This is a genomic window from Kitasatospora sp. Xyl93, from assembly GCF_055383135.1.
In genome coordinates this window covers 2705732-2725749 of sequence record NZ_AP029185.1, presented here as the reverse complement: position 1 = coordinate 2725749, position 20018 = coordinate 2705732, and the positions used below count along the sequence as shown (strand labels likewise).

The window sequence follows — 20018 nt, the reverse complement described above, 5'->3', positions numbered from 1 at the left end:
CTCCGGGCAGGCCCGGAGCGCGCCACAGAAAAGCCTCACCTCCTGGCCAGGCGGCGGCCGGGGTTTCGGGCGGACGGTCCGCGGGCCGGAGGGTGGCCGTGCCCGGTATGTCGGGGATGTGTGGGCCCCTTCGGGGTTCAGCAACGCACGATCATGAACCCCCGGGACGGCTTCCGGTGGTGTTCGGCCCGGGGGCATCCTCGTGGGGCGGGTGCCGGTGCCCAGGTGGGGGCCGGTGTTTTCTCGTGACCGGAGTCGCCGTTCGGGGAGTTCGGCATGCCGGTTCGCGGAAACCGAAGGAATTTCAGGAGCGGCCCCGGGTGGGCCGTTCGGCGGTTTGTCGGGGCCTTTCTCTGGATTCACTGCGGGGTGCATCGATGGTGGACAGTGCTGGTTGTCGTGGCGCGGGTACTCTTCCGCCGCACGCGGTCGCGGTGGTCGGGATCGGCTGCCGCTTTCCGCAGGCGGACGGGCCGGCGGCGTTCTGGCGGCTGCTGCGCGGCGGCGGTGACGCGGTGTCCGAGCGGCGGGGTGGCCGGGGGCCGGTGCGCGGCGGGTTCCTGGACCGGGTGGACGGGTTCGACCCCGAGTTCTTCGGCGTATCGCGCCGCGAGGCCGTGGCGATGGACCCGCAGCAGCGGCTGGCCCTGGAACTGGCCTGGGAGGCGCTGGAGGACGCCCGGACCCTGCCGGGCGATCTGGCGGGCAGCCGGACGGGCGTCTTCCTGGGGGTGATCGCGGACGACTACGCGACGCTGCTGCACGGGATGGGCCCCGAGGCGGTGACCGGGCACACGCTGACCGGGCTGCAGCGCGGGGTGACCGCCAACCGGATCTCCTACACGCTGGGCCTGAACGGCCCGAGCCTGGTGGTGGACACCGGCCAGTCGTCCTCGCTGGCCGCCGTGCACCTGGCGTGCGCGAGCCTGCGCAGCGGCGAGTCCGAGCTGGCCCTGGCCGGCGGGGTGAGCCTGATCCTCGCGCCGGAGAGCACCCTGGCACTGGAGCGGGCCGGAACGCTGTCGCCGGACGGGCGCTGCTTCACCTTCGACGCCCGCGCCAACGGCTACGTCCGGGGCGAGGGCGGCGGGGTGGTGGTCCTCAAGCTCCTGGAGGCCGCCGTCCGGGACGGCGACCGCATCCACGCCGTCATCCGCGGCAGCGCGCTGAACAACGACGGTGCGACCGAGACGCTGCCCACCCCGGGCCGCGCGTCGCAGGAACGGGTGGTCCTCGCGGCCTGCGCCGACGCGGGCGTCGAGCCGGGCGAGGTCCAGTACGTCGAGCTGCACGGCTCGGGGACGCGGGCCGGCGACCCGGTCGAGGCCGCCGCGCTCGGCGCCGCGTTGGGCTCGGCCCGTCCGGCCGAACTCCCGCTGCTGGTCGGGTCGGTGAAGACGAACATCGGTCATCTGGAGGGCGCGGCCGGGATCGCCGGGTTCATCAAGACCATCCTGTGCCTCGGCGAGCGCGAGCTCGTCCCCAGCCTGAACCACGTCGGGCCCGGCGAGCGGGTCCCGCTGGACGAGCTGCGGCTGCGGGTCAACACCGAGACCCGCCCCTGGCCCGCTCCGCCGGAGGCGGATGGACGACCGGCGGAGCCGAGCGGACAACCGGCGGAGCCGAGCGGGCAACCGGCGGAGGCGGGAGGGAAGCCGCTGGAGTCGGGCGGCCGACTGGTGGCGGGAGTGAGCTCGTTCGGGATCGGCGGGACCAACTGCCATGTGATCCTCTCGGATTGGCCGGATGTTGGGGCCGTCGACGAGCAGGAGGAGGCCGGGGCACTGCCCTGGGTCCTGTCCGGGCGTGACGAGGCCGCGCTGCGCGACCAGGCCGACCGGCTGCGCGCCCATGTGGCGGCGCGCCCGGAGCTCGGGGCGGCCTCGGTGGCCCGGTCGCTGGCCGTGACCCGCACCGCGTTCGAGCACCGCTGCGTCGTCGTCGCGGACGACCGGGACGGCTTCCTCGCCGAACTGGCGGCCCGGTCGGCCGGGCAGCCGTCGGCGGCCGTGGTGGAGGGCCGGCACGAGGGAGCGGCGGTCCGGCCGGTCTTCGTCTTCCCCGGCCAGGGCTCGCAGTGGACGGGCATGGCGGCGGAGCTGATCGAGACCTCCCCGTTCTTCGCCGAGCGGATCGACGAGTGCGCGGAGGCCCTGCGCCCGTACGTGGACTGGTCGTTGGCCGACGTGCTGCGCGGCGCCCCCGGCGCGCCGGCGCTGGAGGGCGACGAGGTGATCCAGCCCGCGCTGTGGGCGGTGATGGTGTCGCTGGCCGCGCTGTGGCGCTCGGCCGGGGTGGAGCCCGCCGCCGTGGTGGGCCACTCGCAGGGCGAGATCGCCGCCGCCACCGCCGTGGGCGCTCTGTCGCTGCGGGACGGTGCGCGGATCGTGGCCCTGCGCAGCCGGGTGCTGAACCGGATCGCGGGCGACGGCGGCCTGCTGTCGGTGGAGCTGCCGGTCGAACGGGTGGAGAGGGATCTCGCGACGGTCGGCCTCACGGCGGGCGCCCCGGCGACGGCAGGCGGCTCCGGGCTGTCGATCGCGGCGGTCAACGGGCCCGCGTACACGGTGGTCGCCGGGCCGACGGCCGCGCTGGACGCGCTGGCCGCCCACTACGGGCAGCAGGTGCGCACCCGGCGGCTCGCGATCGACTACGCCTCGCACAGCGCGGCCGTCGAGGGGCTGCGGGAGGACCTGCTCGCCGCCTTCGCCGGGATCGCCCCCCGCTCCACCGGCGTGCCGTTCCACTCGACCGTCACCGCCGAACCGATCGACACCGCCGAGCTGGACCCCGGGTACTGGTTCCGCAACCTGCGCGAACCGGTGCGGTTCGGGCCGGCCGTCGAGCGCCTGCTGAACGCGGGCCACTCGACCTTCCTGGAGATCAGCCCGCACCCGGTGCTGGCGATGGGCGTCCGGCAAGCGATCGACCTGCGCGGCGGGGAGGGCGCCGCGCTGGGCACGCTCCGGCGCGGCCACGGCGGCCGCCGCCGGTTCCTCACGGCGGTGGCCGAGGCCTTCGTCCGCGGTGTCGGGGTGGACTGGTCGGCGCTGCTGCCCGACTCGGCACCGCTCGCCGACCTGCCGACCTACCCGTTCCAGCGCCGCTCCTGCTGGCCGACCGGGATGACCGGGGCCGGGCTCACCGAGTCCGAGCAGGCGGCCGAGCGGGCCACCGGGCCGGCGACCGGACAGCCGGTCGAGCAGTCGGCCCAGCAGCCGGTCCAGCGGACGGCCGGGCAGACGGCCGAGCAGACGGCGGAAGAGTCGGCCGAGCAGCAGATCGGACGGCGCACCGGACGGCCCGCCGGGAAGACCCCGCCCCCCGACGGACGGTCGGCCCTGGAGTTGGTCCGGAGCCTGACCGCCGTCGTGCTGGGCGCCGGCTCGGCCGCCGACGTCCGGCCCGGGAGGACGTTCCGCGAGATGGGCCTGGACTCGGCCATGACGCTCGAACTGCGCGACCGGCTGGCGGCCGCGACGGGGCTGAACCTGGAGAGCACCGTCCTGTACGACCACCCGAGCCCGGCCGCGCTGGCCGCCGCGGTGGCCGGGCTCGCGGCCACCGCCGCCGCCCCGGCGGTGGCCGTGCCGGAACGCGCCGCCGCCGAGGCCGACGACCCCGTGGTCATCGTCGGCATGGCCTGCCGCTTCCCCGGCGGGGTGCGCTCGCCCGAGGACCTGTGGGACCTGGTCGACGCCGGCACCGACGCCATCGGCGACTTCCCCGACGACCGCGGCTGGGACCTGGCGGCGCTCCACCACCCGGACCCGGACCGGGTCGGCACCTCCTACGTCCGCCGGGGCGGCTTCGTCCGGGACGTGCCGGACTTCGATGCGGAGTTCTTCGGGATCAGCCCGCGCGAGGCCCTCGCGATGGACCCGCAGCAGCGGCTCCTGCTGGAGGTCGGCTGGGAGGCGCTGGAGCGCGCCGGGATCGACCCCACGACGCTGAAGGGCAGCCGGACCGGCGTGTTCGCCGGGGCGATGCACTCCGGCTACGGGCCGAGCATGGAGACGGCCGGGCACGGCGTCGCCGGGCACCTGCTGACCGGCACCAGCGTGAGCGTGGTCTCCGGTCGGATCGCCTACGTCCTCGGCCTGAACGGGCCCGCGCTGACCGTGGACACCGCGTGCTCGGCGTCGCTGGTCGCCCTGCACCAGGCGGTACGGGCGGTGAGGGCCGGCGAGTGCTCGCTCGCCCTGGCCGGCGGGGTCACCGTCATGGCGACCCCCGGCATGTTCGTTGAGCTGTCCCGTCAGCGGGTGCTGGCCGCCGACGGCCGCTGCAAGGCCTTCTCCGCCCGGGCCGACGGCACCGGCTGGGGCGAGGGCGCGGGCATGGTCGTGGTCGAGCGGCTCTCGGACGCCCGCCGGCACGGCCACCCGGTGCTGGCGGTCGTGGCCGGCAGCGCCGTCAACTCCGACGGCGCCTCCAACGGGCTGTCCGCGCCCAGCGGCGTCGCCCAGCAGCGCGTGATCGAGGACGCCCTCGCCGACGCCGGGCTGGCGCCCCGCCAGGTCGACGCCGTGGAGGCGCACGGGACCGGCACCGCCCTCGGCGACCCGATCGAGGCCAACGCCCTGCTGGCCGCCTACGGGCGGGACCGGGAGCGCCCACTGTGGCTCGGGTCCCTCAAGTCCAACATCGGGCACGCCCAGGCCGCGGCGGGCGTCGGCGGCGTGATCAAGATGGTCCAGGCGATCCGGAAGTCCGCGCTGCCCGCCACCCTGCACGTCGACGAGCCGTCCCCGCACGTGGACTGGACGGCGGGCTCGGTGGCCCTGCTCGACCGGGCCCGGCCCTGGCCGGAGACCGGTGAGCCGCGGCGCGGCGGCGTCTCCTCGTTCGGGATCAGCGGCACCAACGCGCACGTGATCCTGGCCCAGCCGCCGGCCGAGCCCGGCGCGGAGGCCGTGGACGAGCCGGTGCGGCCGGCCGTGGTGCCGGTCGTCCTGTCGGCCCGGACCGCGGACGCCCTGCGCGAGCAGGCCCGGCGGCTGGCGTCCGGGCGGCTCGACCCGGTGGCCGCGGCGCCGGCCCTGACCGCCCGGGCCGCCCTGGACGAGCGCGCCGTGGTGGTCGCCGCCGACCGGTCGGAGGCCGAGCGGGCCCTGGCCGCGCTGGCCCGCGCCGAGGAGGCCCCCGGCCTGGTCACCGGCCGGGCCGGCGAGCCGGGCCGGACCGTGCTGGTCTTCCCCGGGCAGGGCGGCCAGTGGCGCGGGATGGCGGCGCGACTCGCCGCCGAGAGCCCGGTGTTCGCGGCCCGCCTGGCCGAGTGCGAGCGGGCGCTCGACCCGTACGTCGACTGGTCGCTGACCGACGTCCTGGCCGGCGCGCCGCTGCTCGACCGGATCGACGTCGTCCAGCCCGCGCTGTGGGCGGTGATGGTGTCGCTGGCCGAGCTGTGGCGGGAGGCCGGGGTGGTCCCGGACGCCGTGGTGGGCCACTCCCAGGGCGAGATCGCCGCCGCCGTCGTGGCCGGGGCGCTCTCCCTGGAGGACGGCGCCCGCGCCATCGCGCTGCGCAGCGCCCTGGCCGTCGACCTGATGGGCCGGGGGATGATGGCCGTCGTCCCGCTGCCTGCGGCGCGGGTGCGCGAACGCCTGGGCACGCTGACCGGGGCGGTGAGCGGTGCGCTGAGCATCGCCGCGGTCAACGGGCCGGCCACCACCGCCGTGGCCGGCGCCCCGGACGCGATCACCGCCCTGGTCGAGGGGTACCGGGCCGAGGGCGTCAACGCCCGGGTGATCCCGGCGGCCTACGCCTCGCACTGCCCGGCGGTCGAGCCGATCCGGGAGAAGCTCCTGGCCGGGATGGCGCCGTTGACGCCGCGCACCGGCGGGATCGCGCTGATGTCCTCGGTCACCGCCGACTGGCAGGACGGCGCCGGGCTCGACGCCTCCTACTGGTACCGGAACCTGCGGCACACCGTGCGCTTCCAGGAGGCGGTCGAGGCACTGGTCGCCTCCGGGCACACCACTTTCGTCGAGGTCGGCCCGCACCCGGTGCTGAGCGGCAGCATCGGCCAGATCCTGGAGGAGGCCGGCGCCGAAGGGATCGTGACCGGCTCGCTGCGCCGCGACGACGGGGGCCTGCGCCGCTTCCTCACCTCCGTCGCCGAGGCCCACGTCCGCGGCCTGCCCGTCGCCTGGGAGCGGCTGACCGGGACGGCCGCCGGCCCCGTCGACCTGCCCACCTACCCGTTCCAGGGCCGCCGCTACTGGCTCACCGGCGCGGCCGGACCGTCCGGTACGGCCGGCCTCGGCCAGGCCCCGGCCGACCACCCGCTGCTCGGCGCGGCCGTCGAACTCGGCGACGGCGAAACGGTGTTCACCGGACGGCTGTCGGCCCGCAGCCACCCCTGGCTGGCCGACCACGCCCTCGCCGGGACGGTCGTCGTGCCGGGCACCGCGTTCCTGGAACTGGCCCTGCACGCGGGCGCCAAGGCCGGGACGCCGCGGATCGAGGAACTGACCGTCGGCACACCGATGGAGCTGCCCGCGGACGGCTCCGTCGACCTGCGCGTACGGGTGTCGGGTGCGGACGGTGACGGGCTGCGGACCTGCCGGATCTCGGGCCGGGCGACCGGCGGGGAGTGGATCGAGCACGCCACCGGCACCCTGGGCACCGACCGCGCTCCGGCATCGGCTCTCGCGTCCGCGTCCGCGTCCGCGTCCGCCTCGGCTCCGGCTCCGGCTCCGGGCACGGTCCCGGCCCCCGCCGCGTGGCCGCCGGCCGGTGCGACGCCGGTGCCGCTGGCCCGGATGTACGAGGACCTCACCCTGCGCGGCCACCAGCACGGGCCGGCCTTCCAGGGCCTGCGGGCCGCCTGGCGGCGCGACGGCGGTGAGCAGTACGCCGAGGCCGTCCTGCCCGAGCCGGCGGCCGCCGACGCCGGGGCCTACCGGCTGCACCCCGCCCTGCTCGACGCGTCCCTGCACGGCCTGATCGCCGCCGCCGCGGACCACGAGGGGCGGGCCGTCCAGCCGCTGCGCTGGCGCGGAGTGTCCCTGACGAACGGTATGAACGGTCTGAGCGGTACGAACGGTCTGAGCGGTTCACACGGCACGGCCGGTACCACCGGTACGCCCGGCAGCCGTACGTCCCTGCGGGTGCACGCCGGGCCCGCCGTGGACGGCGGCCTCCCGCTGACCCTGCTCGACGCCGCCGGGGAGCCGGTGGGCCGGGTCGAGTCGCTGGAGCTGCGTCCGGTCGCGACGGGCCGCCCGGCCGACCCGGCGGCCGCCGCGCGCGACTCGCTGTTCGCCCTCGGCTGGGAACCGCTGCCCGAGCCGACGCCCGGACCACTGCCCGGATCGGCCTCCGGACCGGCGCCCGGACCGACGGACGGTCAGGTGCCGGTCGTCCCCTGGGACACCCTCGACCTCGACACCGTCGACCCGGCCGGACCCACCGCCGTGACCTGCCCCACCGGAGAGGCCGGGGCGGCCGGAGGACCCGAAGACGACGAGGCCCGCCCCGACCCGGCGGCGGCGGCCAGGACCGCCGTCCACCGCACCCGTGACCTGCTCGGCCGCTGGCTCGCCGAGGACCGGCTCGCCGGCGCCCGCCTGGTGCTGGTCACCCGGGGCGCGGTCGCCGTCCGGCCCGGCGAGACCGTCCGGGACCTCGCCCAGGCGGCGGTCTGGGGCCTGGTGCGGACCGCCCAGGTCGAGCACCCGGGCCGGTTCGCCCTGGTCGACCTGGCCCCCGGCACCACCTCCCCGGAGGCCCACCCGAAGGCCGACCCGAAGACCGACCCGAAGACCGACCCGACGGGAAACCCGCAGCGCACCCCGCAGCGCACCCCGGCGGTCCCGGCCGCCGCACTGACCCCGGACGAGAACCAGCTGGCCGTCCGCGACGGCGCCGTCCTGGTGCCCCGGCTGGTCTCCGCCGCGGGCGACCCCGCCCTGCGGCCCCCGCAGGACGCGGCGGCCTGGCACCTGGACATCCCCGAGCGCGGCACCCTCAGCGGCCTGGAGCTGCGCCCCTGCCCCGAGGCCGCCGCCGGACCCGGCCCCGGCCGGGTCCGGATCGCGGTCCGCGCCGCCGGGCTCAACTTCCACGACGTCCTGGGCGTGCTCGACATGCACCCCGGCGACCCCGGCCCGCTCGGCCTGGAGGGCGCGGGCGTGGTCACCGCCACCGGCCCCGGGGTGACCGGCCTGGCCGTCGGCGACCGCGTGATGGGCCTGTTCCCCGCCGCGTTCGGCACGGTGGCCCAGGCCGACCACCGCACCCTGGTCAGGATCCCGGACGACTGGTCCTTCACCCGGGCCGCCGCCGTGCCGGTCGCCCACCTGACCGCCCTGCACGCCCTGGTCGAACTGGGCGGTGTGGGCGCGGGGGACCCGGTGCTGATCCACGCCGGTGCGGGCGGCGTCGGCCTGGCGGCCGTCCAGCTGGCCCGGCACCTGGGCGCGGAGGTCTTCGCGACCGCCAGCCCCGCCAAGTGGCCGGCGCTGCGCGCCCTCGGCCTGGACGACGACCACCTCGCGTCCTCCCGCGAGCCGGGCTTCGGCGCCCGTTTCGGCGCCCGCCTCGCCGCGGACGGCCGCCGCATGGCGCTCGTCCTGAACTCGCTGACCGGCGAGCTCGTCGACGAGTCGCTGCGGCTGCTGCGCCCCGGCGGACTCCTGGTCGAACTGGGCCGGACCGACCAGCGCGACCCCGCCGAGGTGGCTGCCGCGCACCCCGGCGTGCACTACCGGGCGTTCAACCTGCTGGAGCTGCCGCCCGAGCACCTCGCCCGCCTGCTGGGCCGGACGGTCGAGCTGTTCGCCCGGGGCGCGTTCGGCTGGCCCGCCGTCACCGACCTGGACGTCCGGCGGGCGCCCGAGGCCCTCGGGCTGCTGCGCCAGGGCAGTCACGTCGGCAAGGTGGTACTCACCGTCCCGCCGGTCCTCGACCCGGACGGAACCGTGCTGATCACCGGTGGGACCGGCGCCATCGGCCGGGCCCTGGCGCGGCACCTGGTCACCGGGCACGGCGCCCGACGGCTCCTGCTGGCCGGCCGCCGCGGCGGCGACGCGCCGGGAGCGGCCGAGCTGGCGGCCGAACTGACCGGGCTCGGCGCCGAGGTGGCGTTCGCGGCCGTGGACGTCGCGGACCGGGCCGCCGTCGCCGCGATGATCGCGGCCGTCCCCGGCGGGCACCCGCTGACCGCCGTGATCCACGCGGCCGGCGTGGTCGACGACGCGCCGGTCACCTCGCTCACCCCCGCGCAGATCGACCGGGTGATGCGGGTCAAGGCCGACGGCGCCTGGCACCTGCACGAGCTGACCGCCGGCCACCCGCTCACCGCCTTCGTCCTGGTCTCCTCGGTGATGGGGACGCTCGGCGGCGCCGGCCAGGGCGGCTACACCGCCGCCAACGCCTTCCTCGACGCGCTCGCCCGGCACCGCCGGGCGCAGGGCCTGCCCGCCCTCGCGCTGGCCTGGGGCCTGTGGGGCGACCAGGACGGCATGCTGGGCGCCCTCGGTGACGCCGACCGCGCCCGGTTCGCCCGGGCCGGACTGGTGGAGATCGCCCCCGAGCACGGCCTGGCCCTGCTGGACGCGGCGCTGCCGTCGCCGCACGCCGTCCTGGTGCCCGCCCGGCTCGACCGGGACGTCCTGCGCGACCTCGGGCCGGACCTCCCGCCGGTCCTGCGCGAGGTGGTGGCGGCCGCCGGGGCGGGGAAGGCCGGGAACGGCCCCGGCCGGCGGCGGAACCGGCCGTTGCGCGAGGAGCTGAGCGGCCGGACGGCCAGTGAACGCGCCGACGTGCTGGCCGATCTGATCCGGACCCACATGGCCGCCGTCCTGGGCTCCCGGCCCGAGGCGATCCCGGACGACCGGCCGTTCGGCGAGCTCGGCTTCGACTCGCTCACCTCGGTCGAGTTCCGCAACCGCCTGGGCGCGGCGACGGGGCTCAAGCTCCCGCTCACCCTGCTGTTCGAGGCGCCGACGCTGCCCGAGCTGGTCGCCGTCCTGGACGACGGGCTCGTGCCGCCCGTCGAGGCCGCCGGATCCGTCGAGGCCGCCGGACCCGTCGAGGACACCGCGCCCGTCCAGGGAGCGCCGTCCGTCCAGGGAAGCCCGTCCACCCCCGAGCAGCCGTCCGCCGGGGACCTCGACGAGGACGTGGCGGCGCTCGTCGAGGCCGCGACCGCCGAGGAACTCCTCGACTTCATCGACCGCGAACTCATCTGACCCCCGCCCCACCCCGCCGCGAGCCCACCGCACCCCCACGGAGGAAGGACCGATCCGTCATGGCATCAGCATCGGACGAGAAGCTGCTCGGATACCTCAAGCGCCTCACCCTCGACCTGCACGAGGCGCGCGGGCGCCTGCGCGAACTGGAGGAGGGGGAGCGGGAGCCGATCGCGATCGTCGGCATGGCGTGCCGGTACCCGGGCGGGGTCGACTCGCCCGAGGCGCTGTGGCGGCTGCTGGCCTCGGGCGGGGAGACGGTCGGCGAGTTCCCCCGCGACCGGGGCTGGGAGGAGGGGCTGTACGACCCCGACAACGGCGGGCGGAGCCTGACCGGCTCGGGCGGGTTCCTCTACGACGCGGCCGAGTTCGACGCCGGCTTCTTCGGCATCAGCCCGCGCGAGGCGCTGGCCATGGACCCCCAGCAGCGGCTGCTGCTGGAGACCGCCTGGCGGGCCTTCGAGGACGCCGGGATCGACCCGGAGTCGGTGCGCGACACCGAGACCGGCGTGTTCACCGGCCTGTCGAACCTCGACTACGGGTTGGGGCTCGGCGAGGTGCCGGAGGAGGCCGAGGGCTTCCTGACCACCGGGGCGGTGGGCGGCGCCGCGTCGGGCCGGATCTCCTACACCTTCGGCCTGCGCGGCCCGGCGATGACCGTGGAGACGGCCTGTTCGTCCTCGCTGGTCGCGCTGCACCTGGCCGTCCGGTCGCTGCGCGGCGGCGAGTGCGAGATGGCGCTGGCGGGCGGTGCGACGATCATGTCCACCCCGCAGCTGTTCACCGAGTTCACCCGGATGCAGGGCGTGTCACCGGACGGGCGGTGCCGCCCCTTCTCGGCCGGCGCCGCCGGCAGCGGGCTCTCCGAGGGCATGGGCGTGCTGCTGCTGGAGCGGCTGTCGGACGCGCGGCGGCGCGGCCACCAGGTGCTGGCCGTGGTGCGCGGCAGCGCGGTGAACCAGGACGGTGCCAGCAACGGCTTCACCGCGCCGAGCGGGGCGGCGCAGCAGCGGGTCATCCGGCAGGCGCTGGCGGACGCGCGGCTGTCGCCCGGAGACGTCCAGGTGGTGGAGGCGAGCAGCACCGGTACCGAGCTCGGCGACCCGATCGAGGCGCGCGCCCTGCTGGCCGCCTACGGCCGGGACCGGGAGCGGCCGCTGAAGCTCGGCTCGCTGAAGCCCAACATCGGGCACTCCCAGGCGGCGGCGGGCGTCGCCGGGGTCATCAAGACGGTGCTGTCGATGCGTCACGGCACCCTCCCCGCCACCCGGTACGCGGACGATCCGACCCCGCACGTCGACTGGTCGGCGGGCGCGGTCGAACTGGTCGCCGAGCAGACGGAGTGGCCCGAGACGTCGGGGCCCCGGCGCGCCGGGGTGTCCTCGCAGGGCATCAGCGGCACCAACGCCCACGTGATCATCGAGGAGGCCCCGGCGGCCCCGGCGGCGGAGCCGTCCGAGGAGGCCGGGCCGGGCGGTCCGCGGCTGCTGACGCTGTCGGCCAGGACGCCCGCGGCGCTCGCCGAACTCACCGACCGCTACGTCGAGTTGCTCGCGGGTGAAGCGGGTGAAGCGGGCGAAGCGGGCGAAGCGGGCGAAGCGGGCGAAGCGGGCGAAGCGGGCGGAGCCGGTGATCCGCTCGGTGCGATCTGCCGCGCCACCAGTCTCGGCCGGGCGCACTTCCCGCACCGGCTCACGGCCGTCGCCTCCTCCTGTTCCGAGCTGCGGGACCTCCTCCTGCGGACGCGCCGGGGCGAGGAGCCGCCGCCCGGCGTCCGCGTCGGCACCCGGACGCCGGAGAGCGGCCGGGGCCCGGTGTTCCTCCTGACCGGGGCCGACGGCCCCCTGGACGGGCCGGACGCCGAGGCGGTCGCCGTCCTGGCCGAGGCCGAGCCGGTCTTCCGCCGCGCCCTGGACCAGTGCACCGAGGCGCCCGGCGGCCGGCTCTCGCCGTTCGCCGTCGGGTACGCGCTCGCCGAGCTGTGGCGCTCGTGGGGGGTGCGGCCCGCCGCCGTCCTCGGCCACGGCACCGGCGAGCTGGTGGCCGCGTGCGTCACGGGCACGATGAGCCCGGAGGACGCGCTGGTGGCGGCCCGGAGCGTGCCGGACGCCGCGGGGCCGGACGCCGCCGGTCCGGAGCGGTTCAGGGCGGGCCTCGCCGCGCTGCTGCGGGACGGCCACCGCACCTTCGTGGAGCTCGGGCCCGCCTCGCCACTGCTCGACGAGGTCCGGGCGGCCGGGCACACCGCCGTCCTGCCGTCGCTGCGCCCGGGGGAGGACGCCCGGCGCACCCTGCTGGACGGCCTCGGCGCGCTCTACACCCGGGGCGTGCGGATCGACTGGGCACGGGTGCACGGCGAGCCCGGCGGGCCGCCGGTGCCGCTGCCCGGGTACCCGTTCCAGCGCGAGCGCTACTGGCTCTGGACCGGCGGCCCCCGCCGGGGCGGGGCTCCGGCTGCCCCGGACGGGTCGCTGGTCGCGCAGGTACGGCTGGTCGGCCCCGACGGCGCGCCGGTGGCGCTCGCCGACGGGGTGCGCCTGGAAGCGGTGCCGGACGCCCCCGCGCCCACCCGGGCGGCGGGGGAGCGGGAGCCCGCCTCTCCCGGGCCGGAGGACGTGGTCGAGCTGGTGGCCGGCATCGTCGGCCGGGCGCGCGGCGCGGCCGTCACCGGCGACGACCGGGACCTGCCGCTGCGCCGCCTGGCCGTCGACTCGCTGATCGCGACGGACATCCGGCAGACCCTCGCCCGGCGGCTCGGCGTGGACCTGCCGCTGCGCGAGCTGCTGGACGGCCGCAGCGTCACCGCGATCGCCCGGGCCGTCCAAGCCGCCCAGACCGCTCACAACAACGACGGCGGCAGCGGCGGCGAAGGCGGCCGGCCCGGGGCGGCGCTGGTCGCCGACCCGGCGGCCCGCCACGAGCCGTTCCCGCTCACCGACCTCCAGCAGGCCTACCTGGTCGGCCGGACCGACGCCTTCGAACTCGGCAACGTCTCCACCTCCTTCCTGGTCGAGGTGGACCTGACGGACACCGACCTCGACCGGCTGACCGCCTCCTTCCGACAGCTCGTCGACCGGCACGACATGCTCCGCGCGGTCGTCTCCCGGGACGGGCACCAGCGGGTGCTCGCCGAGGTCCCCGACTACCGGATCGCCACCGTCGACCTGCGGGCCTGCGACCGGGCCGACCGGGAGCAACGCCTGGCCGGGATCCACCGGGAGATGCGGGACCAGGTCTTCGACACCGAGGTCTGGCCGCTGTTCGACGTCCGGGCCACCCTGCTGGACGCCCGCACCACCCGGCTGCACCTCAACTTCGACGCGCTGATCGTCGACGGCCGCAGCTCCGGGCTGCTGTTCCGGGAGTGGGCGCAGGCCTACCGCGACGGGACGCCCGCGACGCCCGCCCCGGGCGTCACCTACCGCGACTACGTGCTCGCCGCCGCCGAGGCGGACGCCGAGCGGCGCGAGACCTCGCTCGCGTACTGGCGGGCCCGGGTCGACTCGCTGCCGCCCGCCCCCGCCCTGCCGCTGCGCCCGGGCCCGGCGCCCCGGAAGCCGCTGTTCGTCCACCGCACGGCCCGGGTGGAGTCCGGGGCGTGGCGGCGCTTCAAGGAGCACGCCGCCGTGGCGGGCCTCTCGCCCTCGGCCGCGCTGTGCGCCGCGTACGCGCAGGTGCTCGGGGCCTGGAGCGCCTCGCCGCGCTTCACGCTCAACCTGCTGGCGTTCCACCGGCGGCCGCTGCACGAGGACGCCGGCCGGGTGGTCGGGAACCTCAGCTCCACCACCCTGCTGGAGGTCGACGCCGCTCCCGGCGAGGCCTTCGTCCACGGGGCCACACGCCTGCAGGACCAGCTGCTGGCCGACCTCGAACACGGCCACGTCAGCGGCGTCGAGGTGCTGCGCGAGCTCAACCGCACCCGGGGCGGGACGGGCCTGGCGGGCATGCCGGTGGTCTTCACCAGCACGATCGGCTTCTCCGGCGGCGGCTTCGCCAGTGACGGTTTCGCCGGCGACGGCGACGGCGGCCTCGTCGGCAGCGGCCTCTCCGGGGCCGGCCTCGCCGACGACGCCGAACGCGGGGCGCTCACCGCGCTGACCACCCTCGGCACCGCCGGCCAGCTGGCCTCCAGCTCGGTGCGCACCCCGCAGGTGTGGCTCGACCACCAGGCCCTGGAGGAGGCCGGGGAGCTGGTCCTGAACTGGGACGTGGTGGAGGAGGTGTTCCCCGACGGCGTGGTGGACGGGATGTGGGAGGCCTACCTGGACCTGGTGCGGGACCTCTGCGACGAGGGGGCGTGGCGCCGCCCGCCGTCGGTGCCCGTGCCGGCGGCCGACCTGGAGGTCCGCCGGGCCGTCAACGCCACCGACGGCCCCGTTCCCGCAGAGCTGCTGCACGACGGGTTCCTGCGGCAGGCCGCGGCCCGGCCGGACGCGCCCGCCGTGATCACCGCCGCCCGGACGCTCAGCTACCGCGAGGTGGACCGCCGCTCCGACCGGATCGCCCGCCGGCTGATCGGGTACGGCGCCGGACCGGGCGCGCTGGTCGGCATCGTGATGGACAAGGGCTGGGAGCAGGTCGTCGCGGCGCTGGCCGTCCTCAAGACCGGGGCCGCCTACGTGCCGGTCGACGCCGCGATGCCCGGGCCCCGGCTGCGGATGATCGTGGAGAGCGCCGGGATCGGCCTGGTGCTGACCCGCTCGGCCGTGGCGGCCGGGCTCGACCTGCCGGACGGCATCCGCGCGCTGCACGTCGACACCGAGCCGGAGGACACCGGCGCGGAGGGTCCGCTGCCGCCCTCCCCGGCCCGGCCCGAGGACCTCGCGTACGTGATCTTCACCTCGGGCTCCACGGGGGTGCCGAAGGGCGTGATGATCGAGCACACCGGCGCGGTCAACACGATCCAGGACGTCAACGACCGCTTCGGCGTGACCGAGGACGACCGGGTGCTGGCGCTGTCCGCGCTCAACTTCGACCTCTCGGTCTACGACGTGTTCGGCCTGCTCGCGGCCGGCGGCGCGGTGGTCCTGCCCGACGCCTCGGCGCAGCGCGAGCCGGCCGCCTGGCTGGAGCTGGTGCACCGGCACCGGGTGACGGTCTGGAACAGCGTCCCCGCGCTGATGGAGATGTTCGTCGAGCACCTGCGGGCGCTCGGCGGCGGCCCGTCCTCGCTGCGGGTGGTGATGATGAGCGGCGACTGGATCCCGGTCACCCTCCCGGGCGCGATCGCCGGGATCCTGCCGCAGGCGCGGATCCACAGTCTGGGCGGCGCGACCGAGGCCTCCATCTGGTCGATCCTGCACCCCGTCACCCAGGTGGACCCGGACCGCACGAGCATCCCGTACGGCCGACCGATGCGGAACCAGCGCTTCCATGTGCTGGACGAGGCGCTGCGGCCGCGCCCGACCTGGGTCCCCGGCGACCTGTACATCGCCGGCACCGGCCTGGCCCGCGGCTACCTCGGTGACGAGGCGAAGACCCGGGCGGCCTTCCTGCGCCACCCGGCGACGGGGGAGCGGCTCTACCGCACCGGCGACCTCGGCCGCTACCTGCCGGACGGCGACATCGAGTTCCTGGGGCGCGCCGACTTCCAGGTGAAGATCCAGGGCCACCGGATCGAGCTCGGCGAGGTCGAGGCGGCGCTGCTGCGCCACCCGGGGGTCCGGGCGGCGGCCGTGGTGGCCGAGGGCGAGCGCGGGGGACCGCGGCGGCTCGTCGGGTACGCGGTGGCGGACGCCTCCGAGGAGGAGCTGCGCGCGGCGCTCGGCCGGGAGCTGCCCGGCTACATGGTGCCCGCCCGGATCGTCCCGCTGGCGGAGCTGCCGCTGACCGACAACGGCAAGGTGGACCGCCGCCGGCTGCCCTCGCCCGGGCAGGCGGCCCCGCGCTCCGGCGGGCCGGTCGCCCCGCGCGACGCCGCCGAGCGGCTGCTCGCCGGGATCTGGGCCGAGTTCTTCGGCGCCCGCGGCGGGACGGCCGACGGCGCCGCCGACCCCTTCGGCGGCCCGGCCGACCCCGACGGCGGCCGCCCGGACTCCCCTGACTCCGGCGTCACCGCGGACGACTCCGGAGTCCCCGCGAACGGCTTCGACGTCAGCGCGAACTTCTTCGACCTCGGCGGCGACTCGATGCTCGCGGTGCGGATGATGGCCCGGATCCGGCAGCGCACCGGCCGCTCGCTGCCGGTGGCCGCGCTGCTCGCCCGGCCGACCGTCGAGGCGCTGGCCGAGGAACTGCGCGACCGGGCGGGCGAGGACGGCCGGACCGGCGACGAGGGCCGGTCGGCCCTGGTCACCGTCCGGGGCACCGGGACCAGGCCGCCGCTGTTCCTGGTCCACCCGGTCGGCGGTGACGTGCTCTGCTACGCCGGGCTCGGCGCGCTGCTGGACGAGGACCAGCCGGTCCACGCCCTCCAGTACCCCGGGCAGGACCTCCGGCAGGACTCCGAGCAGGACCCCCGGCGCGACCCCGCCGCGGAACCCGCGCCGCTCACCGTGGCCGAGCTCGCCGCGCACTACGCCGACGCGATCACCGCCCGGTTCCCGGACGGCCCGTACCGGCTCGGCGGCTGGTCGATGGGCGGCGTGATCGCCCTGGAGACCGCCCGGCTGCTCACCGGGCGGGGCGCGGTGGTCGAGCTGGTCGCCGCCGTGGACCTGCTCGAACCGCCCGGCCGTACCGAGCCCGCCGCCGAGCCGGCGCTGCTGGCCCGGTTCGCCCGCGACCTGGCCGGGCTGGCCGGCCGCGACTGGAACCCCGGTCCGGCCGAGTTCGAGTCCACCGGCGGCCGCTCCCCGGTCGAGGAGCTGCTGACCCGCGCCCGGCGGGCCGGGGTGCTGCCGGAGGAGATCGACGCCGCCACCCTGGAGCGGCTCGCGGGCCGGTTCCTGCGCCTCAGCCGGGCGCTGGCCGAGCACGACCCCGTCCCGTACCGGGGCCGGGTCCGGCTGCTGCGGGCGATGGACGGGGCCACCACCGCCGCCACCCGGCAGTGGCTGGACCTGCTCGGCGAGCGGGCGGAGAGCGTCGACGTGCCCGGCGACCACTACAGCGTCATGCGCGCCCCCTACCTCCACACCCTGGCGGCCGAGCTCGACAAGGCGCTGAACGACCTGTGACCCGGACCAGCGCAACGACCCGAACCCATCGCCCGACGCCCTCGTCGAACCCGGAGGACCGGATGACCACCCTCGAACTGCCGCCCCGGGCCGGAACGCCCCGGACCGAGACGCCCCGGACCGAGACGCCCCGGACCGGGTCGGCCCGGACCGCCGCATCGGTCCTGGAACGCGTACGGAGCTACGCCGCCCGACTGCCCGCCACCGCGCCCGAGACCGAGCGGCTGGGCCGGATCCCCGCTGACGTCCTCGACGGCCTGAAGGCCACCGGGCTGCTGCGGGCCGCCCTGCCGCCGCGGCTGGGCGGGGTCGAGATGACCGTGCCGGAGACCACCCGGGCGATCGACCTGCTGGCCGCGGGGGACGCCTCGGTCGCCTGGTGCGCCTCCGTCGCGCTGAACGCCTCGCTGGCCGTGGTCTCGCTGCCCGAGGACGTCTTCGCCGAGCTGTTCCCGGACCCGGACCTGATCACCGCGACGGTGCTGCCGCCAGCCGGGCGGGCGGTCCGGCACGGCGGGGGCTACCTGCTGACCGGCCGCTGGACCCACGCCAGCGGGATCACCCACGCCGACCGGGTGATGGCCGGGTTCCAGACCCCGGAGGGCACCCCGCGGATCGCCGTCCTCGACGCCGCGCACGCCCGGGTGCTCGACACCTGGCACACCACCGGGCTGCGCGGCACCGGCTCGCACGACTTCGAGGTGGCCGACCTGTTCGTCCCGGAGCGGCACACCTTCGCCCTGGCGCCGTCCGGCACCCGGCCGCAGCCGCTCCACCTGCGCGCCGACAACCTCGCCCTGAAGATGGCGGGCGTGCCGCTGGGCATCGGCCGGGCCGCGCTGGACTGCGCCCGGGAGCTGCTGTCCGCCCGGCGCAGCGCGCTGCCCTTCCCGGGCGCCCCGGCCGACCTCGCGCACGCCGAGTCGCTGATCGGCGCGGCCGACGCCTACGTGTACGCCACGCTGGAGCGGGCCTGGGCCGCCCAGGCGGCGGGTCTGGCACCGGAGCGCGGCACCGCCGCGCTGGCCCGCCGGTTCGCGCACCGGGCCTGCCGGGAGGCGGTCCAACTCCTGTACGACGTGGTGGGATCGGCCGCGGTCTACACCGAGCGCACCCCGCTGGACCGCTGCCTGCGCGACGTCATCACCGCGGGGCGCCACGTCGCCTCGGCGGAGGGGATCCTCGACGGGGTCGGCGACCTGCGGCTCGGGGGCACCCCCGGCTCGCCGCACTTCTGACCGGAGCGGACCGGAGCGGACCGGAGCCCCGGGGAGCCGCCGGGGCTCCCCAGGGGCCCCGCCCTCAGGCCTCCTCGCGCCAGCCCTCGTAGCCGGCCGCGAGGGTGTCGAGGACGTGCAGCAGGGCAGGGGTCCAGCCGCTCTCCGGGGCCTCGGCCACGACCAGCCACTGGGCGTCCTCGGCGTCGTCCTCGCCCGCGAGCGCGTCGCGGACGACTTCGAGCTCGCCGAGGTCGGGCTGGGTGGCGGCGAGCTCTTCGGAGGCCTCCTCGGCGGTGTCGCGGTCGGGCAGGACGAGCAGCTGCCGGGCGTACGGGTCGGAGACGGCCGGCTGGTCGGCGGTCGGGAGGTCGGCGGTGTGGTTCTCGGTCACCCGGCCATTGTCCAGGTCGGGCGGCCCGCTCCGTCGGGCGGGAGTGTCCGCGGCCCGTGGGATGCTGGTACGCGATGGCCAGGAAGAGTGCACCCGACGACCTGCTCGCCCCGCTGACCCTCGCGGTCGGCCAGGAGGAGCTGCTGCTGGACCGCGCGGTCGCCCAGGTGGTGGCGGCGGCGAAGGCCGCGGACCCGGACACCGACGTACGGGACATCCCCCCCGGCGGCCTGCAGCCCGGCAGCCTGGCCGAGCTGACCACGCCCTCGCTGTTCGCCGAGCGCAAGGTGATCGTGGTCCGGGCCGCGCAGGACCTCTCCGCCGACTCGGTGAAGGAGGTCAAGGCGTACATCGAGGAGCCGGCCGAGGAAGTGGTCATGGTGCTGGTGCACGCCGGCGGCGCCAAGGGCAAGGGCCTGCTGGACGCCGGGCGCAAGGCCGGCGGGCGCGAGGTGGCCTGCGCCAAGCTGGCCAAGGCGAGCGAGCGGCTGGCCTTCGTCAAGGGCGAGTTCCGCACCCTGGGCCGCTCCGCGACCCCGGAGGCCTGCCAGGCGCTGCTGGACGCGCTCGGCAGCGACCTGCGCGAGCTGGCGGCCGCCTGCCACCAGCTGACCTCGGACGTCGAGGGCGCGATCGACGAGACGGTGGTGGCCCGCTACTACAGCGGCCGGGCCGAGGCGACCGGCTTCGAGGTGGCCGACCTGGCCGTCACCGGCCGGGCCGCGGAGGCGCTGGAGCGGCTGCGCTGGGCGCTGGCCGTCGGCCAGCCGCCGACCGGCATCACCTACGCGCTGGCCTCCGGCGTGCGCAGCATCGGCCGGCTGGCGAGCGCCGGGCGGAACATGCGCCCGGGCGACCTGGCCCGTGAGCTGGGCATGCCGCCGTGGAAGGTCGACCGGGTCCGCCAGCAGATGCGCGGCTGGACGGGCGACGGGGTGGCCGCCGCGCTGACCGCGATCGCCCAGGCCGACGCCGCCGTCAAGGGCGGCTCGGACGACCCGGCCTTCGCCCTGGAGCGCGCGGTGGTCGCCGTCGCCCGCGCCGCCCGGGCCGGCTCCCGGCCCTCGTACTGACGGCCGGCCGACCGGGC

The 20018-nt window shown here is 77.0% G+C and carries 5 protein-coding genes; 4 read left to right on the top strand and 1 reads right to left on the bottom strand.

Annotated features, from left to right (window positions below; all coding sequences use genetic code 11):
* Positions 1-377: 377 nt before the first annotated feature.
* The 3 genes from ACZ5GH_RS12040 (at position 378) to ACZ5GH_RS12030 (ending at position 18555) form a co-directional block, all read left to right on the top strand.
* Entirely contained in the window at positions 378-10199 is a 9822-nt protein-coding gene (locus ACZ5GH_RS12040) for a type I polyketide synthase (RefSeq protein WP_464334240.1), read from the top strand.
* A gap of 59 nt (positions 10200-10258) precedes the next feature.
* A complete protein-coding gene (locus ACZ5GH_RS12035) occupies positions 10259-17317 on the top strand; it encodes a hybrid non-ribosomal peptide synthetase/type I polyketide synthase (RefSeq protein ID WP_464334239.1) in 7059 nt (2352 codons plus the stop codon).
* Between the two features lie 62 nt (positions 17318-17379).
* A complete protein-coding gene (locus tag ACZ5GH_RS12030; RefSeq protein ID WP_464334238.1) occupies positions 17380-18555 on the top strand; it encodes an acyl-CoA dehydrogenase family protein in 1176 nt (391 codons plus the stop codon).
* A 64-nt stretch (positions 18556-18619) separates the two neighbouring features.
* On the opposite strand, the gene ACZ5GH_RS12025 is transcribed toward ACZ5GH_RS12030, so the two are convergent.
* Complete coding sequence (locus ACZ5GH_RS12025; RefSeq protein ID WP_387749251.1) at positions 18620-18856, bottom strand: hypothetical protein; 237 nt, start codon at positions 18854-18856, stop codon at positions 18620-18622.
* 146 nt (positions 18857-19002) lie between these two features.
* Between ACZ5GH_RS12025 and holA the strand changes: the two genes are divergently transcribed.
* Positions 19003-20001, top strand: a complete 999-nt coding sequence (gene holA, locus ACZ5GH_RS12020; RefSeq protein ID WP_387748272.1) for a DNA polymerase III subunit delta — start codon at positions 19003-19005, stop codon at positions 19999-20001.
* Positions 20002-20018 lie beyond the last annotated feature (17 nt).